This is a genomic window from Tardiphaga sp. 709, assembly GCF_032401055.1.
Taxonomy (GTDB): Bacteria; Pseudomonadota; Alphaproteobacteria; order Rhizobiales; family Xanthobacteraceae; genus Tardiphaga.
Window position 1 is genome coordinate 5505248 of sequence record NZ_CP135529.1, and the last position, 19602, is coordinate 5524849.

The 19602-nt window shown below is 60.2% G+C and carries 27 protein-coding genes; 9 read left to right on the forward strand and 18 right to left on the reverse strand.

From position 1 onward, the window contains the following. Positions 1-38 precede the first annotated feature (38 nt). Complete coding sequence (locus RSO67_RS26560; protein WP_315841278.1) at positions 39-998, reverse strand: D-2-hydroxyacid dehydrogenase family protein; 960 nt, start codon at positions 996-998, stop codon at positions 39-41. A gap of 115 nt (positions 999-1113) precedes the next feature. Beyond that, positions 1114-1320 carry a hypothetical protein gene (locus RSO67_RS26565; RefSeq protein ID WP_315841279.1) on the reverse strand — a complete coding sequence of 69 codons (207 nt, stop codon included), beginning with the start codon at positions 1318-1320 and terminating at the stop codon, positions 1114-1116. 231 nt (positions 1321-1551) lie between these two features. Here RSO67_RS26565 and ettA point away from each other — a divergent pair, with 231 nt between their 5' ends. From ettA to RSO67_RS26585, 4 genes are all read left to right on the forward strand, one after another. Further along, entirely contained in the window at positions 1552-3201 is a 1650-nt protein-coding gene (gene ettA, locus RSO67_RS26570) for an energy-dependent translational throttle protein EttA (protein ID WP_089267386.1), read from the forward strand. A gap of 13 nt (positions 3202-3214) precedes the next feature. Next, entirely contained in the window at positions 3215-3985 is a 771-nt protein-coding gene (gene tam / locus RSO67_RS26575) for a trans-aconitate 2-methyltransferase (RefSeq protein WP_315841280.1), read from the forward strand. Between the two features lie 106 nt (positions 3986-4091). Further along, positions 4092-4718, forward strand: a complete 627-nt coding sequence (locus RSO67_RS26580) for a TIGR00645 family protein (protein WP_315841281.1) — start codon at positions 4092-4094, stop codon at positions 4716-4718. A gap of 14 nt (positions 4719-4732) precedes the next feature. After that, positions 4733-5968 (forward strand): lytic murein transglycosylase, encoded by a 1236-nt coding sequence (locus tag RSO67_RS26585; protein WP_410001919.1) that lies wholly within the window; start codon positions 4733-4735, stop codon positions 5966-5968. A 110-nt stretch (positions 5969-6078) separates the two neighbouring features. On the opposite strand, the gene RSO67_RS26590 is transcribed toward RSO67_RS26585, so the two are convergent. Both RSO67_RS26590 and RSO67_RS26595 read right to left on the reverse strand, forming a co-directional pair. Continuing rightward, positions 6079-6375 carry a hypothetical protein gene (locus RSO67_RS26590; protein ID WP_068732235.1) on the reverse strand — a complete coding sequence of 99 codons (297 nt, stop codon included), beginning with the start codon at positions 6373-6375 and terminating at the stop codon, positions 6079-6081. Between the two features lie 244 nt (positions 6376-6619). Further along, positions 6620-6931, reverse strand: a complete 312-nt coding sequence (locus RSO67_RS26595; RefSeq protein ID WP_068732237.1) for a hypothetical protein — start codon at positions 6929-6931, stop codon at positions 6620-6622. Between the two features lie 380 nt (positions 6932-7311). On the opposite strand from RSO67_RS26595, the gene RSO67_RS26600 reads away from it, so the two are divergent. Continuing rightward, complete coding sequence (locus RSO67_RS26600) at positions 7312-7599, forward strand: bacterioferritin-associated ferredoxin (RefSeq protein ID WP_068732239.1); 288 nt, start codon at positions 7312-7314, stop codon at positions 7597-7599. A gap of 150 nt (positions 7600-7749) precedes the next feature. After that, entirely contained in the window at positions 7750-8235 is a 486-nt protein-coding gene (gene bfr / locus RSO67_RS26605) for a bacterioferritin (RefSeq protein WP_315841282.1), read from the forward strand. A 21-nt stretch (positions 8236-8256) separates the two neighbouring features. On the opposite strand, the gene RSO67_RS26610 is transcribed toward bfr, so the two are convergent. The 5 genes from RSO67_RS26610 to RSO67_RS26630 form a co-directional block, all read right to left on the reverse strand. After that, positions 8257-8847 (reverse strand): hypothetical protein, encoded by a 591-nt coding sequence (locus tag RSO67_RS26610; RefSeq protein WP_315841283.1) that lies wholly within the window; start codon positions 8845-8847, stop codon positions 8257-8259. 116 nt (positions 8848-8963) lie between these two features. Continuing rightward, on the reverse strand, positions 8964-9569 hold the full coding sequence (locus RSO67_RS26615; RefSeq protein WP_068732246.1) for an MSMEG_1061 family FMN-dependent PPOX-type flavoprotein: 606 nt from the start codon (positions 9567-9569) through the stop codon (positions 8964-8966). 142 nt (positions 9570-9711) lie between these two features. After that, positions 9712-9945, reverse strand: a complete 234-nt coding sequence (locus tag RSO67_RS26620; protein ID WP_315841284.1) for a hypothetical protein — start codon at positions 9943-9945, stop codon at positions 9712-9714. A 12-nt stretch (positions 9946-9957) separates the two neighbouring features. Beyond that, positions 9958-10203 (reverse strand): DUF2188 domain-containing protein, encoded by a 246-nt coding sequence (locus RSO67_RS26625; protein WP_068732250.1) that lies wholly within the window; start codon positions 10201-10203, stop codon positions 9958-9960. Positions 10204-10351: 148 nt separating this feature from the next. Beyond that, positions 10352-10705: a hypothetical protein gene (locus tag RSO67_RS26630; RefSeq protein ID WP_315841285.1), complete on the reverse strand. Its 354-nt coding sequence runs from the start codon at positions 10703-10705 to the stop codon at positions 10352-10354. 255 nt (positions 10706-10960) lie between these two features. On the opposite strand from RSO67_RS26630, the gene RSO67_RS26635 reads away from it, so the two are divergent. Next, a complete protein-coding gene (locus tag RSO67_RS26635) occupies positions 10961-12025 on the forward strand; it encodes an alpha/beta fold hydrolase (protein WP_410001920.1) in 1065 nt (354 codons plus the stop codon). Positions 12026-12076: 51 nt separating this feature from the next. Here RSO67_RS26635 and RSO67_RS26640 read toward each other — a convergent pair whose 3' ends face one another. Next, positions 12077-12682, reverse strand: a complete 606-nt coding sequence (locus RSO67_RS26640; RefSeq protein ID WP_315841287.1) for a collagen-like protein — start codon at positions 12680-12682, stop codon at positions 12077-12079. Between the two features lie 199 nt (positions 12683-12881). Between RSO67_RS26640 and RSO67_RS26645 the strand changes: the two genes are divergently transcribed. Next, positions 12882-13385: a DUF2380 domain-containing protein gene (locus RSO67_RS26645; RefSeq protein WP_315841288.1), complete on the forward strand. Its 504-nt coding sequence runs from the start codon at positions 12882-12884 to the stop codon at positions 13383-13385. Positions 13386-13391: 6 nt separating this feature from the next. On the opposite strand, the gene RSO67_RS26650 is transcribed toward RSO67_RS26645, so the two are convergent. Further along, complete coding sequence (locus RSO67_RS26650) at positions 13392-13772, reverse strand: RidA family protein (RefSeq protein ID WP_093760584.1); 381 nt, start codon at positions 13770-13772, stop codon at positions 13392-13394. 219 nt (positions 13773-13991) lie between these two features. Between RSO67_RS26650 and RSO67_RS26655 the strand changes: the two genes are divergently transcribed. Further along, positions 13992-14261, forward strand: a complete 270-nt coding sequence (locus RSO67_RS26655) for a hypothetical protein (protein ID WP_315841289.1) — start codon at positions 13992-13994, stop codon at positions 14259-14261. A 9-nt stretch (positions 14262-14270) separates the two neighbouring features. On the opposite strand, the gene RSO67_RS26660 is transcribed toward RSO67_RS26655, so the two are convergent. From RSO67_RS26660 to thiC, 7 genes are all read right to left on the reverse strand, one after another. Further along, positions 14271-14498, reverse strand: coding sequence for a helix-turn-helix domain-containing protein (locus tag RSO67_RS26660; protein ID WP_315844372.1), 228 nt, complete (start codon positions 14496-14498; stop codon positions 14271-14273). A 412-nt stretch (positions 14499-14910) separates the two neighbouring features. Continuing rightward, a complete protein-coding gene (locus RSO67_RS26665) occupies positions 14911-15354 on the reverse strand; it encodes a DUF6691 family protein (RefSeq protein ID WP_315841290.1) in 444 nt (147 codons plus the stop codon). A gap of 4 nt (positions 15355-15358) precedes the next feature. Next, positions 15359-15784: a YeeE/YedE family protein gene (locus RSO67_RS26670; RefSeq protein WP_120289016.1), complete on the reverse strand. Its 426-nt coding sequence runs from the start codon at positions 15782-15784 to the stop codon at positions 15359-15361. A gap of 46 nt (positions 15785-15830) precedes the next feature. Beyond that, entirely contained in the window at positions 15831-16088 is a 258-nt protein-coding gene (locus RSO67_RS26675) for a DUF3829 domain-containing protein (protein ID WP_315841291.1), read from the reverse strand. A 152-nt stretch (positions 16089-16240) separates the two neighbouring features. Beyond that, the gene (locus RSO67_RS26680; protein ID WP_315841292.1) at positions 16241-16783 is read right to left on the reverse strand and encodes a hypothetical protein; all 543 of its coding nucleotides are present in this window, start codon (positions 16781-16783) and stop codon (positions 16241-16243) included. Further along, positions 16780-17547 (reverse strand): GTPase domain-containing protein, encoded by a 768-nt coding sequence (locus RSO67_RS26685; RefSeq protein ID WP_315841293.1) that lies wholly within the window; start codon positions 17545-17547, stop codon positions 16780-16782. The genes RSO67_RS26680 and RSO67_RS26685 overlap by 4 nt, the downstream gene beginning before the upstream one ends. 123 nt (positions 17548-17670) lie before the next feature. Next, positions 17671-19599 carry a phosphomethylpyrimidine synthase ThiC gene (gene thiC / locus RSO67_RS26690; protein ID WP_315841294.1) on the reverse strand — a complete coding sequence of 643 codons (1929 nt, stop codon included), beginning with the start codon at positions 19597-19599 and terminating at the stop codon, positions 17671-17673. Between the last annotated feature and the right edge of the window lie 3 nt (positions 19600-19602).

Below are 19602 nucleotides of genomic sequence, written 5' to 3' on the forward strand. Positions count from 1 at the left end.
CACGGCGCCCATTTTCTTTTATGCAGTGAACGCTTGCGTCAGTTGAGCTTGCGGACGGGGGCGCTGTTCAACCAGCCGCCGATGCCCTCGATCATCTCTGCATAGATCCGCTTGTAATTTTCGGCGGTGACGTAGCCGAGATGCGGCGTGATCACCACGTTGTCGAGCTTGCGCAGCGGGCTGTCGAGCGGCAGTGGTTCATGGGAATAGGTGTCGACACCTGCACCGGCAATTTTCCCGGCCTGCAAGGTCTCGAGCAGTGCGACTTCATCCACGATCGGGCCGCGTGCTGTGTTGATGAGATAGGCGGTTGGTTTCATGCGTGCGAGATCCGCCCGTGACACCAATCCGCGCGAGCGATCACTCAGCACGAGGTGGATCGTAATGATGTCGGCCTGGGCGAACAGTTCTTCCTTGGTCGCGTAGGTCACGCCGGCTTTTTCGCAGGCCTCGGGCGTCAGATTGGTGCTCCAGGCAATGGTCTTCATGCCCAACGCGCGGCCGATGCCAGCGACCTGACTGCCGAGCTTGCCGAGGCCGATGATCCCGAGCGTCTTGCCTTCGATGTCCTCGCCGACCGTCACCTGCCAGGGCTTGCCCGCCTTCATGCGTGCGTTTTCAAAGCCGATCTTGCGGGTCAGTTCCAGCATCAGGCCGATCGTCAGGCCGGCCGTCGGATTGCCCACCATCGCGGTACCGCAGACGGTGACGTCATGAACCTTGGCGGCTTCAAAATCGATCGCGGCATTGCGCATGCCGGAAGTGATCAGCAGCTTGAGTTTCGGCAGCGCCTCGAACATCGCGCGCGGAAATGGCGTACGCTCGCGCATGGCGCAGATGATTTCGAAATCCTTCAGCGCTGCAGCCGCTTCGTCCGCTGAGGCGAACGGCTTGTCGAAGACGGTGATCTCGATGCGGTCGGCGAGTGCGCTCCAGTCACCAAGCGTCAGAGCCACGTTCTGGTAGTCGTCGAGAATTGCACAGCGCAGCCGCGTCATGGGATCGTCCATCCGGTGTGGTGATGACGGCAGGTGAGGCCGTCAGGGGATGGACACATTGCGCGCCTCGCGGGCGTGCGCAAGCGTCTGCATCGTCGGCGGCAGTGCGATCAGCTTAATGTGAGGGCGGGACCGGCGCGGACGGATCCTTGGCGCGACAGGCGGGGCCGGGGCCGCGCATGTAGTGCTGCTCGGGCCGGTAGGGGTCGAATGCGGCGACGAAGAACAGCTGCCAGAACGTCCGGATTTCGTGGAGTAGGCCTGGGCGCGCCGCGCGGGTTTCGGCGGCGGCTGGAGAGGGGACTGATGTAATGATCGCCATGACGAGGCTCCGCCTGTCTGCCCGCGACTTCAGTCGCGAGGGGCATGATTGATCGCCCTGGGAGCACTCTTGGCGGAAGTCGTTAAAAAGCGGTTTTAATTGTCATAATGGCTGCCTCGAAGAAGTGCAGAGTTACCAAATCCTTAAGACCCCCGGTTGCCCTTTCGGGGCCACGCCGCTACATCAGCGACAACCCATTTTTCACGCCCGCGACGGTTTTCAAGGATCACGATGGCTCGCCAATTCGTCTACTTCATGCAGGGTCTGACCAAGGCCTATCCGACCCGCAAGGTGCTGGATAACGTCCATTTGTCGTTCTATCCGGACGCCAAGATCGGCGTGCTCGGTGTCAACGGCGCCGGTAAGTCGACGCTGCTCAAAATCATGGCGGGCCTCGACAAGGAATACACCGGCGAGGCCTGGGTCGCGCAGGGGGCTCGCGTCGGCTACCTCGAACAGGAGCCGCAGCTCGATGCCTCTTTGAACGTCCGCGAGAACGTCATGCTTGGCGTCGCCAAGCAGAAGGCTGTTCTCGATCGCTACAACGAGCTGGCGATGAACTACTCGGAAGAGACCGCCGACGAGATGACCAAGCTGCAGGACGAGATCGAGGCGCAAGGCCTTTGGGATCTCGACAGCAAGGTCGACCAGGCGATGGACGCGCTGCGTTGTCCGCCTGACGATGCCGACGTCACCAAGCTCTCCGGTGGCGAACGTCGCCGCGTTGCGCTCTGCAAGCTGCTGCTTGATGCACCCGAACTGCTGCTGCTCGACGAACCGACCAACCATCTCGACGCCGAGTCCGTCTCATGGCTGGAAGGCCATCTGCGCAACTATCCCGGCGCGATCCTGATCGTGACCCATGACCGCTATTTCCTCGACAACGTAACGTCGTGGATTCTCGAACTCGATCGCGGCCGCGGTATTCCCTACGAGGGCAACTACTCGTCCTGGCTGGTGCAGAAGCAGAAGCGCCTGGCGCAGGAAGGCCGCGAAGACGCAGCCCACCAGAAGACATTGGAACGTGAGCAGGAGTGGATCGCTTCGTCGCCCAAGGCCCGTCAGGCCAAATCGAAGGCGCGCTACCAGCGTTATGACGAGCTGCTCAAGAAGGCCAGCGAGAAGCAGACCCAAGGTGCGCAGATCACCATTCCGGTGGCCGAGCGTCTCGGTGACAACGTGGTCGACTTCGAAGGTCTCACCAAGGCCTATGGCGATCGCGTGCTGATCGACGATCTGACCTTCAAGCTGCCGCCCGGCGGTATCGTCGGCGTCATCGGCGCCAACGGCGCCGGCAAGACGACGCTCTTCAAGATGATCACCGGCCAGGAGAAGCCCGATAGCGGCACGATCACCGTCGGTGAGACCGTTCATCTCGGTTATGTCGATCAGTCGCGCGATGCGCTCGACGGCAAGAAGACCGTATGGGAGGAAATCTCGGGCAATAACGAACTGATCCTGCTCGGCAAGAAGGAAGTCAATTCGCGCGGCTACTGCTCGTCGTTCAACTTCAAGGGCGGCGATCAGCAGAAGAAGGTCGGCGCATTGTCCGGCGGTGAACGCAACCGCGTGCATCTCGCCAAGATGCTGAAGTCCGGCGCCAACGTGTTACTGCTCGACGAACCGACCAACGACCTCGACGTCGACACGCTACGTGCGCTGGAAGAGGCGCTGGAAGACTTCGCCGGTTGCGCCGTGATCATCAGCCATGACCGCTGGTTCCTCGACCGTATCGCGACCCATATGCTCGCTTTCGAAGGCGACAGCCATGTCGAATGGTTTGAAGGCAACTTCCAGGACTACGAGAAGGACAAGATGCGTCGTCTCGGGCAGGATTCGATCATCCCGCATCGCGTGAAATACAAGAAACTGACGCGCTGAGGAGAACTCTAAAATGGCCGACTGGAGCGCGCAGCAGTATCTGAAGTTCGAGGATGAGCGAACCAGGCCGGCACGGGATCTGCTCGCGCAGATTCCGCTTCTCGATGCCCGCAAGGTCGTCGACATCGGCTGCGGGCCTGGCAACTCGACGGAGCTTCTGGTCAATCGCTGGCCCGACGCATCGGTCATCGGTGTCGATACGTCGGCCGATATGCTGCGACAGGCACGGGAACGTCTGCCCGCGCAGACGTTCATCGAGGCCAATATCGCCCATTGGGTAGCGCCGGCCGGCTCCGATGTCTTGTTTGCCAATGCCGTGTTTCAGTGGGTGCCGGATCACATCAAGCAGCTGAAGCGTCTGGTCGGTGCCTTGCCTGATGGAGGCGTGCTGGCCGTACAAATGCCGGACAATCTCGACGAGCCCTCGCATATCCTGATGCGCGAGGTCGCCTATCTCGAGCCGTGGCGCGCGCAGCTCTCGAAGGCTGCGGAGCTGCGTGACTCATTGCCGAAACCCGGGGCCTATTACGATGCGCTGCAGCCACTGTGTTCACGCGTCGAGATCTGGCACACCGTCTACAATCATGCGCTCGCCGATGCCGCCGCCATCGTGGAATGGGTGAAGGGAACGGGCTTGCGTCCGTTCGTCGACCCGCTCGAGCCGCCGGAACGCAAGGCTTACATCGCTGAGTATACCGCGCGCATCGCCGCGAGCTATTTGCCGCAGGCGGATGGCAAGGTTCTGCTGAAATTTCCGCGGATCTTCATCGTCGCTGTCAAATAGCTGATGCGGCCAGTTGCCGCGCATTCACGACATCATCGCGTCCAGTACGCGCCGCTATAAGATCGGCGCTTCCATTGCATTCCGATTCGACCCATAGCGAGCCCCCATGTCCATGACGCCAGAAACGCCATTGCCACCCAGAGGAAAAGGCGGGGCGATGCGACCGATTCCTGCGCTGATTTTTGGCTCGCGCTGGCTGCAGCTGCCGCTCTATATCGGCCTGATCGTGGCGCAGTGCGTCTATGTCGTGTTGTTCCTCAAGGAGCTCTGGCATCTCATCGCGCACTCGTTCGACTTCAGCGAACAGCAGATCATGCTGGTCGTGCTGGGTCTGATCGACGTTGTGATGATTTCCAACCTGCTGGTGATGGTGATCGTCGGCGGTTACGAGACCTTCGTGTCGCGGCTTAATCTGAACGGCCATCCGGACGAGCCGGAATGGCTCAGCCACGTCAATGCGAGCGTGCTGAAGATCAAGCTGGCGATGGCGATCATCGGCATCTCGTCGATCCATCTGCTGCGCACCTTCATCGAGGCCGGCAATCTGGGCAGCACCAGCGCGCGCACGACGAACTACACAGAGACCGGCGTGATGTGGCAGACCATCATCCACATAGTGTTCATTCTCTCGGCCGTCGGCATTGCCTATGTCGACAAGCTCTCGAACGGAGTTGCTTCGCATCCGCCAGAGAATGGTCACGGCAAGCACGGCCATGGAGGCCACGCGCATTGAAGATGAAGCCGGGCATGTGGACGACACTGCGACCGCTCTCAGTCGTCGTTGTCCTGTGCCTGGTGATCATTCCGGTTCATTCGTTTGCTGCACCTGACGCCGGCTTCACCACCTTCATTGCTTCGCTCTGGCCCGAAGCCCAACAGGCTGGCGTCTCGCGTAAAACCTTCGATGAGGCCACACGCGGGCTGGAGCCGGACTACAAGCTTCCGGATCTCATTCTGCCCGGCCGTCCTGCCACCGGTGCGCCGTCGCAGGCAGAATTCGTGCAGGTGCCTGCGGATTATGTGAAGGAGGCCAGCGTCATCCGGCTGGCGGGCGAGGGGCAGCGGCTGTTGCAGAAACACCGCGCGACACTCACCGCCATCGAGCAGCGCTTCGGCGTGCCGGCGACAATCATTCTGGCGATCTGGGGGCGCGAGACGGATTACGGTCGGTATGCGTTGCCCTATGACGGCATTCGCGTGCTGGCGACGCAAGCCTATGTCGGTCGCCGCAAAGACCAGTATCGCGGCGAGTTCATCGCGGCATTGAAGCTGATCGAGCGCGGCGACGTATCGCGCAAGGATCTGCGCGTGTCCTGGGGCGGCGCGACGGGGCTCACGCAATTCCTGCCGTCGGAACTGGATAAACACGGCGTCGATTTCGACGGCGACGGCCGTGTCGATATCTGGAAGTCGGTGCCGGATGCGCTGGCATCAGCGGCGCAGCAACTCACCAACAAGGGTTGGCAGCGCGGTCTGCGCTGGGCCTATGAAGTGCGTGCGCCGGCCAATGCCGACTGTACGATGGGTGTGCCAGAGGTCACCCGGCCGATTGGGGAGTGGATTCGTGCCGGCTTCATTCCGGTCCGTGGCGAGAAGCTCAGCGCGGCGGAGCAGGCGCAGCCGGCATCGCTGCTGCAGCCAGAGGGCATCTATGGCCCGGCCTTCCTGACGACGAAGAACTATTTCGTCATCAAGGAATACAATTTCTCCGATCTCTATGTGCTGTTCGTCGGCCATCTCAGTGATCGAATGGCCAATGCGCAGCCCTTTGCAACGCCGTGGTCGGCATCGAACCAGTTGCGCAGCACCGATGTCGAGGCCATGCAGCGGCACCTGACGAAGCTTGGTCTCTATGCCGACAAGATGGACGGCAAGGCCGGCATGAAGACGCGCGCCGCGCTCGGCGCCTATCAGAAGTCAGCGGGCCTCAAGGTCGATTGCTGGCCCAGCGAGACGGTGTTGCGCGCGATGAACGCGAGATAGTTCGAGATCAAAGCCGCCCGAAATCTGATCACTCAACGAAAAACCCGGCCGCGTAAACGGCCGGGTTTTGAATTTGAGAGGCCGCACGAATGCGCGGCCTTCAGATCAGATCAATCGCAAACTTCGACCGGGCGCGAACGCCAGACACCGCGATATTCGTCCCAGACGCGCTGGCGGACGACACGGCATTCCGGTTCGACATACACCGGAGCGGGGGCGTAGCCGTAGCCATAGGCCGGAGCCGGACGGCTGGCTGCGATGGCGCCACCGAGGAGAGCGCCACCGATCAGGCCACCGGCAACGCCAGCGGCGATGCGGCCACCGTCAGCCTTTGCGGCAGGCGCAACAGCAACCAGCGAACCGGCAACCGTCGCGGCGGCGAGCAAGGCGGAAATCGTCTTCTTCATCTCAAGTCTCTCCAGAAGGGCGCCGCAAGCGACGCACGGTTTAAGGTCTACTCACGCTGCGATTCGAACTGCGGTCTCACTTAGAAGCGCCCATCCGTCAATTCGATGTAAACGTTAGCCAGTCAGTGATCCGAAAAAGCGGTTTTTTCGGGCCATTGCAAGCATCACGCACTGGAAATGTCGTAGGTTTCCGATGCGTGACAGGAGATCACAGTGATCTCAGAGATCACATGATCCCGCGATCTCAGCCGCACACGCGGACGCGGCGAATGCGCCAGCCATAGCCGTCCCAGAAACGCTGACGTTGCCAGAAACAGTCGCCGTAATAGCCCGGGCCGGCCACATAGGCAGGACGGCCGTAATAGCCGTAGCCGGGACCATAGTATCCCGAGCCGGCAGCGATCGCGCCGCCAAGCAGGGCGCCGCCAATCAGACCTGCAGCCACCGCGCCACCGCCGCCATGTCCACGCCAATGCTGCGCGCTTGCCGATGTAGGAGCCATGGCGGAAACGGCCAGGGTGGCAACGGCGGCAATGGCCATCAGAGTTTTCTTCATGGCATTCCCTTTCTCAATCGGGCTTCGCTCACACATAGCGCTGCCTGACGCGAAAAGTTTCATACTTCACTTGAATGATCAATGAACGGGACCGCGCGATCCAGGTTACATCTTGATATTAAAGCCATTCCGGACGGAGGTCCGTAACCCTCCCCAAGGGCATGCCGCGGCGCAGGCGGTTGCTGGATAGGGGCATTCTGTCGGCTAGCCGTCTTCTGATCACGGGCTTGCGAGCGCTCAGACGAATTTTAGATTCGTTCCAATTTCTTCCATGCGATCAGTAGTTTGGAATAGCTTCAAAGTCGGCGTTTTCCTTTTGCATCGGGTCGGCCTCTTCCATATCCAAGAGGGGTCCTGACCTGCGAGTTCGCCTTCATCTCATGATCGTTTGTTCCTGCAACGTCTTTTCCGACCATGATGTCCGTAGTGCCGTTGCCGGAGCGCGTCCGCCGCGTACGCCGGGGCAGGTCTATGGATGCCTCGGCTGCAGCGCCCAGTGCGGACGGTGCGTACGGACGATCAAGAAGATCATGGACGAAGCGCTGGGCGCTTGTGCCAAATCCTGCTGTGCCGGCTGTCCGCATACGGCGGCTCATGGGCAGTCTCACACCGAGACTCATGCGCATATCGAACTGGCAGATATTGCCTCGATCGAAGCGGCAGCCTAAGCTCTTATAAATTCTACAGCTTTCCAGCTTTTTCACGCCCCTTGCCGAATTGGGCAAAGAAGGGTTGTCCTGTTGTTGAATCTGATTTAGAAGGATTCTAAATTTAGATGAGGGCCTGTTTCGGACGGGTTCGGCAGACAGGAGAACATCATGAAGGGCGACCCGAAGGTCATCGAATTCCTCAACAAGGGCCTGCGCAGTGAGCTCACAGCGATCAGCCAGTATTGGCTGCACTTCCGGCTCCTGAATCACTGGGGATTGGTCGACATGGCCAAGATGTGGCGCAAGGAATCCATTGAAGAGATGAATCATGCGGATCGTTTTACCGATCGCATTCTCTTCCTGGACGGCTTCCCGAACATGCAGGTTCTCGATCCGTTGCGCATCGGCCAGACGGTCAAGGAAATCATCGAATGCGATCTGGCCGCCGAGATTGGCGCCCGCACGCTTTATGAAGAAGCCGCCACCTATTGCCATGGCGTCAAGGATTACGTCTCGCGCGATCTGTTCGAAAACCTGATGAAGGACGAGGAAGGTCACATCGACTTCCTTGAAACCCAGCTCGATCTGATCGAGCGGATCGGCATCGATCTCTACACCCAGAAGCACATGGGTGGCCTTGAGAGCGAGTTCTGAGCCTGGATCGTTTGTGGCGGCTCAATAGACGCCGGACAATGTCGTCCGCCCCTGTTCCGGCAGGGGCGGTTTCGGCATATCGCATTTCGCGAATGCCGCACGGATCGCCGCAGTCGATCCCTCCAGCGGATATTCGACGGCTGTCCGGCCGCCGTTGATCGACCTGATCCGGACATAGAGTGTCTTCGCGCCGGCAAGCTCGCTGACGAAGGTTGCGATTTCCGCCTTGTCTTCGATGACGATGATCTGGTTTCCCCGCACGACCCGCGAGCCAACGTCGTCGTGACCAGGTTTTCCATCGAAGCGATAGCCGAGCACCGTGTTGCGGTTGCTGCCGATCTTGAAATCAAAGGCGAAGCGGATCAGCGGCGCGCCATCGATGCATGTCAGCAGCAATGACGAGACGCGTGGAAAATCCACATTGCTGTTTGATGCTTCGGCAAAGACATAGGCGCTCGGTAGTTCGGCCCCGGTAATGCGGTCGATCTGGTGCGGGATCAACCATTCGCCGGCATAGGTTTCGTCCCGTTCCGTCACGAATGGATCACGCACGCAGCCGCCTAGGATGAGGCCCGCGACCGTCATCAACTGGATCAACGCAACGCCACGCACAACGCTCTCCCCAAGCGTCGTGATTATACAACCTTAGGTGATAATTTCAAATAGAGGTTGTGCGTGGATGGCCGCGGCTGCCGGCGCTCCTTTTGGATCCGGACGAGGCTGACGAGCTACAACTGCTGGCGATAGGCGACGTCGATCTGTTCCTGGGTCATCGGTTCACCGAGTTTCGTCTGGTCGTGAACCATTTCGGAGATGCTCGGCATCACCGAGCGCTTCACCTGCACCTCAGGCGACCACAGCTTCGAACGCATCAGTGCCTTGCCGCAATGAAAATAGGCTTCGGTCACGGTGATGCTCAACACTGCGCGCGGGAGCTTGCCGAACTCTTCCATCGACGCCATCAGTTCCGGATCTTTAATCAGCCTGGCGACGCCACTGACACGCAAGGTGTCGTCGATGCCCGGAACGAAGAAGATCAGCTGCACATGGCCGCTGCCGGCCATCAGATTCTGGAACGTATCGATGCGATTGTTGCCAGGACGATCCGGCATCTGCAGCTCGGTCGGCGAGGCAATCCGAACGAAGCCGACGCCGCCACCACGCGGCGAGGCGTCGACGGTGCCATCCGGGCCCGACGAGGCCAGCACGCAGAACGGGGACAGCGAGATGAACTTGCTGGAATGCATGTCGAGCGTCGGCCGCGCCTTGGCGATCACGCGCGGATGCGGCGTTGGATAAATGGTGCGGAGTTCGTCTGCTGCGACGTCGGTCACGTCTGCTCTCCCGATATGATTTGAAAACGCAAAACTAGCATGGTGGCGCCTTGCGGAAAAGTCGCGCAGACAGCACCGCAACCGACGCCGGAGTCACCATGTGACTCCCTAACGAATGCTGCTTGCTGATTTGGCCCGTTCGCTATGAGTCTGTGGCGTCTTTGTGTGGCCCGGGCCAATTGATGACGCGGGCCCACCAACGCAACCGCGTGCGTGTCACGAGTGCAAGCGCTGCAATTTCAATGACGCCGCTGGCGATGATGAGTTCGCGTGCGAAGGGCGCCCAGGCGGTCGTGATGAGCAACAACTTCTCCGGCATGGCGAGATACGGAATGCCGGCGCCATTGGACGCGTTGACGTCAGTTGGATCATTCACCTGTCTTCGCGATCAGGCCTTGTCGATGATGTGGGTGTTGGGACGATCACTGCCCGAGGCCGTTTCCTCGTGCCACTGCCCTTTTTCGTCCTCATAGGCAATCACCTCGGTGCGTCCCGGCACCCTCTGCTCGGCCGCGGCGCGCTTGGCGGCTGCGGTGGCGAGTGCGTGCGTCGCATACGGTTCGGAGAAGACGGCGCCAACCTTATAGGCCCAACCGCCATCATGCTCGACGATCACATAGGTCACTTCCGTCATATCAGTCTCTCTTCATCCTGTAGTGCCCGCGGCGAGGTGACGGCGAGGCCAGAATGACCTAACGCGCCGCGCGCAGAATTAGCCTCAAATTGGGCCCGATTGCCTGTGGATTGCAAGGCCGCACCCTGGCACCGTTTCGTGATCGTCATCACACGGCGTCAGCTGGAACGAAACAGCTGATGATGATCTCGCCGCGATGGCGCACATACCAGACGACGGCTTCGCCGACGGGGTTGCCGCGATCGCGGATCACGGCGCGCGTCGGCACCTCCGTCCATATGCCTTCGATCGGCACCCAATAGGCGCCGTTGCGGACGTCATATTCGGTGCGATGGCCGTCGGAGATATCGCAACACGGCACGCCATTAGGGCTGATCACGCTTTTGAACCAGTTCCGGATATCGTCGGGCACATCGTTGAACTGGCCGCGATCGATGGCGTGAGCGGTCGTCGCAATCACGGTGAGGGCTGCCAGCAGCACCACTTGAATCAATCCCCGCATGCGAACCTCACATCGGTGTTGCATCACGCGCGGACGCCGGGTGCCGCACGGGACGACTCGGATTCTTGCGATGATTAAGCCCGAGCTATGGCGGCGACGCCTGCCCAAAAATTATACCCGGAGCGACGAGCTGGGGATCGCTGCGCTGCAGTATCGATCTGTTGGTCTCCTAGACTGCGTCGCCATGCTAGCATCTGTGTCAAGCGGCCCGATCAAATGGCTGCGCCGGGGAGGATGACGATGCCCAGCCGTTCTATGCACGCATTGTGCGCTGCTGCCGTCGTGACATGTGCTTGGCTTGCTGCCATGACCGCGTTCGCCGCCGATTATCCGGCGCCGAAACAGGGCGACTGGATCGCGAAGGATTTCAAGTTTCATACCGGCCATGTGATGCCGGAGTTGAAGCTGCATTACACGACGGTGGGTGAGCCGAGCGGCCAGCCGGTGTTGGTGCTGCATGGCACTGGCGGTTCGGCGCTCAACATGTTGACGCCAGCTTTTGCGGGCGAGATGTTCGGCGCGGGCCAGCCGCTCGATGCCACAAAATACTACATCATCATTCCCGATGCGCTCGGCCACGGCAAATCGTCGAAACCCTCTGACGGGATGAAGACCGCATTTCCGAAGTACAATTACGACGACATGGTCGATGCCCAGCACCGGCTGCTGATCGAAGGGCTCGGCATCAAGAATGTGCGCATGGTGATCGGCAATTCCATGGGCGGCATGCATGCGTGGATCTGGGGCACGAAATATCCTGATATGATGGACGTCCTGGTGCCGATGGCGTCGCAACCGACCGAGATGAGCGCGCGAAACTGGATGATGCGGCGCTTGATGATCGAGACCGTGCGTGCCGATCCCGACTACAAGGCCGGCAACTACACATCCCAGCCTGGCATGATCAAATTTGCCAGTGTGATGTATGGCATCGCAACAGCCGGCGGCACGCTGGCCTATCAAATGCTGGCGCCGACCGGCGAGGCCGCCGACAAGAATGTCGATGACCGGCTCAGGGCGCCGTTTGTCGCCGATGCAAATGATTTCATCTATCAGTGGGAATCGTCGCGCGACTACAATCCATCAGCAGGTCTGGAGAAAATCACATCCGTCGTGCTCGCGATCAACGCTGCCGATGACGAGCGCAATCCGCCGGAGACCGGGTTGATGGATGCCGCGCTGAAGCGGATCAAACATGCGAAGATGCTGCTGATACCGGCGAGCACCGAGACCCGCGGTCATCTCACCACGGGCGGTGCGAAATTCTACAAACAGCAATTGCAGGAGTTGCTGCAGACCGCGCCGCAGCGGACCATGTAGGCGAGGGCAGGACGGCACGGACCATGTCCGTGCCGCTTCAATGACGATGCGTCAGTCGTCCTTGTTCTTGTGTTTGCGCTTCTTCTTTTTCTTCTCGCCGTCATTGTCGTCAGCCGGCTCGTCGGCTGCTGTGGTGTCGGCTTCGATCAGCGCAGCGACGCGCTCGACGACTTCCTGCTGCTGCTCAAGCCGCAGGGCTTCCTCGCGCTCCTGCGCTTCGCGTGCGCGCATCTGGCGGTGGTCTTCCCAGGCATCGAACACCATGTGCAGCCATGGCATGATCTGCTCGAGGGTCGGCAGCGTGCCGGGAGGACCCTGCTCGCCGCGCGGCCCGGGTTCACCCTGCACGCCGGGCTTGCCCTGAAGGCCCTGTTCACCCCGTGGTCCCTGCGGCCCGGCCTTGCCCTGCGGTCCAATCGGACCAGGCTTGCCGTCGGCGCCAGCCTTTCCATTGACGCCAGCCTTGCCCTGCGGCCCGGCTTCGCCGCGCTTGCCTTGCGGCCCCGGCTTGCCATTGGCGCCGGCTTTGCCGGCCAGGCCCGGCTTGCCCTGCGCGCCTTCCGGTCCCGGACGGCCGGGATGGCCCTGCGGTCCGGGAAGCCCCGGTTCGCCGCGGGGGCCGCGTAATCCGGTTTGGCTGATCGTATCTTTTGCCACGCCTCACACTCCGTATTGATTCTGTCCGGCCGCTTTTAACAGGGGATGGATGACGGCTTCAATTCGCCGCTGCTGCCATGCCACCACAGACATTGCCGGTTGCGCTTCACCACATGCGGACTAGCATCGGTTGTCGCTTGACCTGCTGGCACTCGCGCCAGTTTGGCGTGGCGACGAACAGAAGATCAGGGAGGCGGACATGCGGAGAGGACAGGTCCTGTGGTTGCTGTGCGGCGCTGTAGCGCTGCTGGGAGCACCGGCGCCGGCCGCGGCTGCCGGACAGCTCGCCGTCGCGGTGGCTGATTTCGATTATAGCGACACGTCCGGCGAGGAGGCCGACCAGTCCGCGCAGCATCGCGACCGCATGACCGTCTTCGCTGCACTGCTGCGCGACGGGCTGGCGCAGCGCGACTATCGCGTGGTGCGTCCGGCCTGTCCGCAGTCCGCCTGCACTGCCGTCAGTATGGCACCCGACGATCTGGTCGCCGCAGCGCGGCGCGACGGCGCGCGTTACCTGGTCTATGGCGGCATCCGCAAGATGAGCACGCTGGTGCAATGGGGCGAGGTGCAGTTGTTCGATGTCGAGCGCGAGCAGCTGGTGATGCGTCGCGCCGTCACCTTCCGCGGCGATACTGACACCGCGTTCCGCCGCGCCGCCGATTTCGTCAGCGAGACGGTGAAGGATGCGATGGCCGGCCGATGAGCGCCCTCACGGTAGCGAAGCCACACACTCGATCTCGATCAGCATCGCCGGATTGGGCAGCGCTTGAACCACGCAGGTGGTGCGCGCCGGATAGGGCGGTGGTCCGAAGGCTTCGGCATACAGAGCATTCATGGGAGCCACGTCGGACGCACGCGTCAGCAGAACGTTGACCTTGACGAGGTGCGAGATGTCGGTGCCGGCATCCTTCAGCACCCGTTTGATCGTGCGCACCACAAATCCGAACTGCGCCTCGAATTGTTCCGGCAACTGGCCATTGGCGTCGAAGCCGGGAATGCCGGAGACGAACAGGAGATCGCCGACCCGCGCCGCATAGGACAGCGGCGGCGCCTTGATTCCGGGAGGGGGCGGGAAGTGCTGGATGGGCATGATCAGGCCTCGCGCTCATGTGTGACGAGGCAGCGTAGCAGGTCTACGCAAGGTGCGCCCGCGAATTGCCGAGCCCTGTCGAACCGGAACGGGATTCGCGGCGACTTACGCTCTCATCAGGGCAACGGGTAACGACATATGAAATCATATCTGGCGCTGCTGACTTTGTTGGCCCTCACGAGCGCAACGCATGCCGGCGAGATAAGCCTAGGGGCGTCCATGCAGGTGAAACCGGATTCGATCTGGTTCGAGGATCGCGCGAAGCTGGCGCGATGGCAGGCACTGAAGAAAGCCGGCGATTCAAAAGCTCTGGCGTCGTATCAGGATGGCCTGCTGCAGGCGCGCGCGGCATGGCAATTCACCAGGCCGCTCACTGTCAGAATTCGCGGCTTTGAGCCGAAGGCGCATCTGGTCGATGTCGAGATGCAGACCGAAGGCCGGTTGCAGGGCTCCACATGGGTGCTGGATGCCAGCACGCTCCTGCAATAGTGCTATCAGCTATCCATGTGCATGCGCCGGCACGGCCGCGCCATCGGCCGAATACTGCCTGATCTTGTTGCGCATGGTCCGGACGGAGACGCCAAGTACGCGGGCGGCATGGGTGCGATTACCGTCGCAGCGCGCCAGCGTCTGCAGCATCAGCTCGCGTTCCACCTCATGAACAGTCGCGCCGATCAGCATCGTCACGACCTCGCTGGGATCTGACGAGGGCGCAAACATGTCCATTTCAGCCGGCGAATCGTCACGCGGGCGACCAAGGGACTCGTAAAGGGATTCCTGGATCATGGGTATCTCCCGATCAACGCCTGCTTCGTTGCGCGAAGCAACAACATCGAGAACGAACAGCCCCCAGCCGTTGCGTTGCGGCAGGTTGGGCGCGATTGGTTAACGAAAGGTTAATCAATGGGTACCATTGGGTGTGCCGCCAGGATTTTGCAACAAAGAAAGTCGCTTTGTCTGCCCTGGCGCCCTGGAACCCGGCATGTCGATAAGCGCACAGGGCGGGCATGCCTTGTGATGTCAGTGAGGATAGGGGAGTGGTGCGAGCGCAGCCAGTGATCGCCGCTTATGACGCCATGCCGCGGGTACTGTTATTGGTCGCTTTCAAGGTGACGATTGGTTCAGGCCGTTACCCAATCTACGCTTTCCCGATCTGTCGCATGAGCGTGCGACGTGTGCTCCATGCGCCGTGACCGAGCATGCCCAGTGCCATTGCCACGACGAACACAATCACGGGAAGGCCTAGCCCCGCGAGGTTGATCAGCGCTGGGCCAGGACAGAGCCCCACGAGGCCCCAGCCGATCCCGAACAGCGTGGCCCCGATAACGAGCGGCGTGTCGACGTCCCTGCGTGTCGGCCACAGGTTCTTTGCGGCAAGGACAGGTGTGCCGCGCCGCCGCGCCAGTGCGAAGCCAAGACCGGTGACCGCGACTGCGCCGGCCATCACGAAAGCCAGCGTCGCGTCCCAAGCCCCGAAGATATCGAGGAAGCCGAGTACTTTCCCGGTGTCCGTCATGCCCGAGATCAGGAGGCCGATGCCGAACACCAGGCCGCAAGCAAAGCTGACGAAAACAAGTAACATTGCATCAGCCTCCGATACCGTGACGCACGACGGCGACCGTGGCGATCGCTGCGGCCATGAAGATCGCTGTGGCGACGATTGAACGTGCTGACAGGCGTGCGATACCGCATACGCCATGGCCGGATGTGCAGCCGCCGCCCATGCGGCTGCCGAAACCGACCAGAAGCCCGGCGATAACGATGACGATCAGGCTCGCCGGCATCGCTGGTGCTGGCAATGGTGTGCCCGAAAGCGAAGCGAGCAGGGGCGCTGCCAGAAGTCCGGCGACGAAGGCGATGCGCCAGCCGCGATCGCCGGCACCGGGTTGGAGTAGCCCCCCGAAAATGCCGCTGATCCCGGCGATGCGTCCGGTCAGCAGCATCAGCATGGAGGCAGCGAGCCCGATCAGCGCACCGCCGACGATTCCAGAGAGAGGCGTAAGGTGATGCATGGTTCTGGCCTCCACCGATCGTGTCGTCGTTCAGTGATGGATGTTATCACACTGCTGCGGAGATCTTGTAGAGCCCGTAGACGATGCGCTCCTTGCCGGTCGCGGCGGATTTGGGCGCCCAGCTGAAGTGGCGCGTCCGCGAGTCCAGCGTGCGCTCGGAAAGACTGTTGACGCAGCCGACATAGGCGTTGAGCTTTTCGGTGGCGGTGGCGGTGGCGGTTTGGGTCGCGGCGGCGGCGCCGGTGATGGATGTCAGCGTGAGCGCCGCGCTGGCGGCAGCAGCGAGTGCGCGAAAAGAAATCATCGATCAGGTCTCCGACGCCAAGCAGCGGCACGCTTCGTAATGGCGGCGAAGATACGGGAGTGATGCGAGCGCAGCCAGAGTAGATCGCGTATGACGCTATGTCGCAGAACCTTCTATAGCGAAGCTTCGTCTTACTCATCCAACTTGGCGTGCTAGTATAGTGAGTTCTTTCCGTATATTAGTCCGGCAAACTGTGCTGCCCAAAGTATAAAGTTAAACGTAAGATAGATAGCAGCCCCCTGTCGCCCTGCTACCAAGGGCAAGTCTGTGCCTGCTATAAAATTTCGAAGCGCAATTCTTATTGTAAGTTGAGGGCGCCCACGTCTCTCATGTGGCGAAAATTCAGATCTTTCATTGATGAGATTCCACTGTAGTTCGTCGCTAACTTCGTTGAAGATCGTGTCTCCAAGCTTTCTCGATCGTTCGTACATAAAAAGAGCGATTAGGCTCATATAGAAAAAAATGCTTGATAGAAACAGCAGCTCTGTTTGCGAAAATGGAGGATAAAGCCCTCTCAGTTGTAGAAACTGAAATGGCAGAGTGGCGAGCTGAAATATCAACAGCAGAAAATTAAAAGTCGCGAGCTTTTCAATCCGTCGAGTCAGACGAGCCAGAGAGAGTACACTCGCGTACACACTAGATCCGTAATTTTCGCGGATTTCGTCTTCGCGCTCTGTTAATTCATTTAGATTCATTTTCTTTTCGTACCGGCTTTTGCTGCTTCGGCGAGAACTCGAAAGACTTCCGCTCGGCAAGCTGAACGAACTGAATCGTCAAAGCTCCCAGAGCCTGGAATCGTCCCATAAAAGCGCGAAGAAATTGAAGAGTAGGGGCGCACAATGTGGTGAGCGTTCGGGAAGAGCCGAGCCAGACGCTTCTGATAAGCTCCTCCTTGGTAGTGTTGCGCGACTGTCTCGCGCGAGTCCCACCAGATATCCGCTTTTGTGACGACAGTAAGAACCCACTCGGTCGACATTAGCGGTGCCCACTCCGCTATTAGATCAATCTCTCGTTTTTGATGCTCCTGTAGATACTCAGGTTTAACCTGTTCGCCAGAAATTACGTCTTGAAGTGGAACGCCGTACTCGTGAAATCCGTAAGAAACAAAGTTTATAATTCCATGTAGCTTTTGTTTGATGGCCTCTTTTGTTTCTGCATCCCTTCTTGGGCGGTGTTCTAGTTGCCCCGGAGTGTCTATCAAGTCGAACAATGAATCGTTGATCTCGAAGCGTCCAACGGTCGCAAACTCGGTTCGCGCGGCTGGCGAGATTGCAGGTGAAATTATCTCATTGGTTGATCGTAGAAACTGAGTTTTTCCTGCTCCCGTTGAACCGAGAAGCAGTGCGTGATTTTTTCTACGAGCCAAGTCGATCAATTGCTTGAGCCAACCTTCCCTTTTCGCAATTTTTATCAACTCGTAGCTTGTAGCAACGGTAAATGGCTCTAGGATTCCAGTCATAAAATATTTCTCGCAAAGTCGGCCTCCGCCAATCTAGGCGAGTAAGATACTCTATACAACCAAGACGAATACGACGCTTTCTAATATCGGCGCCGTATCCGTCGATAGCTCAAATGCTCCGTTTTACAGCGCCTTGTTGCTGTCCTTCACCGCTTGCGCCTGTACATAGACCTGCTGGCCCATGTCCTTGAACTTTTGGCTCATGCTGGCCATGCCGTCCTCGATCACGCCACTCATCGACATGCCCATCGTCGCTGTGCCGCCGAGGTTCAGCGCGGCCTTTTCGTTGTCGCCGAGGGTTGCTGCATAGTCGCGGACGTCCTGCGTGATCTTCATCGAGCAGAACTTCGGTCCGCACATCGAGCAGAAATGCGCGACCTTGTGGGCGTCCTTCGGCAGCGTCTCGTCATGATAGGCGACGGCGGTTTCCGGATCGAGGCCGAGATTGAACTGGTCCTGCCAGCGGAAATCGAAACGGGCGCGTGACAGCGCGTCGTCGCGGAGCTGCGCGGCGGGGTGGCCCTTGGCGAGATCGGAGGCGTGCGCCGCGATCTTGTAGGTGATGACGCCGACCTTGACGTCGTCGCGGTTGGGCAGGCCGAGATGCTCCTTCGGCGTCACGTAGCAGAGCATCGAACAGCCGAACCAGCCGATCATGGCGGCGCCGATGCCCGAGGTGATGTGGTCGTAGCCCGGCGCGATGTCGGTGGTCAGCGGCCCCAAGGTGTAGAACGGCGCTTCGCCGCATTCCTTGAGCTGCTTGTCCATGTTGATCTTGATCTTGTGCAGCGGCACATGGCCGGGGCCTTCGATCATCACCTGGCAGCCCTTCGCCCATGCCACCTTGGTGAGCTCACCGAGCGTCTCCAGTTCGGCGAATTGCGCGCGGTCATTGGCATCGGCGATCGAGCCGGGACGGAGGCCGTCGCCGAGCGAGAACGACACGTCATACTTGCGCATGATGTCGCAGATTTCTTCGAAGTGGGTGTAGAGGAAGCTCTCCTTGTGATGCGCGAGGCACCACTTGGCCATGATGGAGCCGCCGCGCGAGACGATGCCGGTGACGCGGTTGGCGGTGAGATGGATGTAGGCCAGCCGAACGCCGGCATGGATGGTGAAGTAATCGACGCCCTGTTCGCACTGCTCGATCAGCGTGTCCTTGTAGAGTTCCCAGGTCAGCTTGACCGGATCGCCGTCGCACTTCTCCAGCGCCTGATAGATCGGCACGGTGCCGATCGGGATCGGCGCATTGCGCAGGATCCATTCGCGGGTGGTGTGGATGTTGCGGCCCGTCGAGAGGTCCATCACGGTATCGGCGCCCCAGCGGATCGCCCACACCATCTTGTCGACTTCTTCCTCGACCGACGAGGTCACGGCGGAGTTGCCAATATTGGCATTGATCTTGGTGAGGAAGTTGCGGCCGATGATCATCGGCTCCAGCTCGGCGTGGTTGATATTGCAGGGGATAATCGCGCGGCCGCGCGCGATTTCCGAGCGCACGAATTCCGACGTGACGAACAGCGGCACTTCGGCACCGAAGCTCTCGCCGTCGGCACGCGCGGCCTCGGCGCGGTCCAGCTGGACCTTGCGGCCGAGATTCTCGCGCTCGGCGACGTAGATCATTTCCTTGGTAATGATGCCGGCGCGGGCGAATTCATATTGCGTGATCATGGCATCGCCGGTGCCGCGCAGCGGCTTGTGATAGGCCTTGAATGACTTCGCAGCATGGGCTGCGCCGACATTGCCGTTATCTTCCGGCTTGATCTCGCGGCCCTGATATTCCTCGACGCCGCCGCGCTCCTTGACCCAATCGAGACGCGCGCGGGACAGGCCGTTATTGACGTCGATCAGCACGTCCGGATCGGTATAGGGACCCGACGTGTCATAGACCGGCAGGTTCGGCTCGCCGGCGCCTTCGCTCAGAATGATCTCACGCAGCGGCACGCGAAGATCGGGCGCGCTCTCCGGGATCGCGTAGATCTTGCGTGACGAGGGCAGGTTGCCGGTGGTGACGGCGGGCAGGGTGGTGTCGGGATTGGAGCGGATGTTCATGGA

Bases quoted from the DNA above. Each gene is read 5' to 3' on its own strand.
- RSO67_RS26645 (WP_315841288.1), top strand. From the start codon at position 12,882: ATGCGGAGAGGACAGGTCCTGTGGTTGCTGTGCGGCGCTGTAGCGCTG.
- RSO67_RS26660 (WP_315844372.1), bottom strand. From the start codon at position 14,498: ATGGACATGTTTGCGCCCTCGTCAGATCCCAGCGAGGTCGTGACGATG.
- thiC (WP_315841294.1), bottom strand. From the start codon at position 19,599: ATGAACATCCGCTCCAATCCCGACACCACCCTGCCCGCCGTCACCACC.
- RSO67_RS26635 (WP_410001920.1), top strand. From the start codon at position 10,961: ATGCACGCATTGTGCGCTGCTGCCGTCGTGACATGTGCTTGGCTTGCT.
- RSO67_RS26580 (WP_315841281.1), top strand. From the start codon at position 4,092: ATGTCCATGACGCCAGAAACGCCATTGCCACCCAGAGGAAAAGGCGGG.
- RSO67_RS26565 (WP_315841279.1), bottom strand. From the start codon at position 1,320: ATGGCGATCATTACATCAGTCCCCTCTCCAGCCGCCGCCGAAACCCGC.
- RSO67_RS26650 (WP_093760584.1), bottom strand. From the start codon at position 13,772: ATGCCCATCCAGCACTTCCCGCCCCCTCCCGGAATCAAGGCGCCGCCG.
- RSO67_RS26560 (WP_315841278.1), bottom strand. From the start codon at position 998: ATGACGCGGCTGCGCTGTGCAATTCTCGACGACTACCAGAACGTGGCT.
- RSO67_RS26680 (WP_315841292.1), bottom strand. From the start codon at position 16,783: ATGAATCTAAATGAATTAACAGAGCGCGAAGACGAAATCCGCGAAAAT.
- RSO67_RS26655 (WP_315841289.1), top strand. From the start codon at position 13,992: ATGCAGGTGAAACCGGATTCGATCTGGTTCGAGGATCGCGCGAAGCTG.
- RSO67_RS26590 (WP_068732235.1), bottom strand. From the start codon at position 6,375: ATGAAGAAGACGATTTCCGCCTTGCTCGCCGCCGCGACGGTTGCCGGT.
- RSO67_RS26675 (WP_315841291.1), bottom strand. From the start codon at position 16,088: ATGATTTCTTTTCGCGCACTCGCTGCTGCCGCCAGCGCGGCGCTCACG.
- tam (WP_315841280.1), top strand. From the start codon at position 3,215: ATGGCCGACTGGAGCGCGCAGCAGTATCTGAAGTTCGAGGATGAGCGA.
- RSO67_RS26665 (WP_315841290.1), bottom strand. From the start codon at position 15,354: ATGTTACTTGTTTTCGTCAGCTTTGCTTGCGGCCTGGTGTTCGGCATC.
- RSO67_RS26625 (WP_068732250.1), bottom strand. From the start codon at position 10,203: ATGACGGAAGTGACCTATGTGATCGTCGAGCATGATGGCGGTTGGGCC.
- RSO67_RS26685 (WP_315841293.1), bottom strand. From the start codon at position 17,547: ATGACTGGAATCCTAGAGCCATTTACCGTTGCTACAAGCTACGAGTTG.
- ettA (WP_089267386.1), top strand. From the start codon at position 1,552: ATGGCTCGCCAATTCGTCTACTTCATGCAGGGTCTGACCAAGGCCTAT.
- RSO67_RS26595 (WP_068732237.1), bottom strand. From the start codon at position 6,931: ATGAAGAAAACTCTGATGGCCATTGCCGCCGTTGCCACCCTGGCCGTT.
- RSO67_RS26630 (WP_315841285.1), bottom strand. From the start codon at position 10,705: ATGCGGGGATTGATTCAAGTGGTGCTGCTGGCAGCCCTCACCGTGATT.
- RSO67_RS26585 (WP_410001919.1), top strand. From the start codon at position 4,733: ATGTGGACGACACTGCGACCGCTCTCAGTCGTCGTTGTCCTGTGCCTG.
- RSO67_RS26600 (WP_068732239.1), top strand. From the start codon at position 7,312: ATGATCGTTTGTTCCTGCAACGTCTTTTCCGACCATGATGTCCGTAGT.
- RSO67_RS26670 (WP_120289016.1), bottom strand. From the start codon at position 15,784: ATGCATCACCTTACGCCTCTCTCTGGAATCGTCGGCGGTGCGCTGATC.
- bfr (WP_315841282.1), top strand. From the start codon at position 7,750: ATGAAGGGCGACCCGAAGGTCATCGAATTCCTCAACAAGGGCCTGCGC.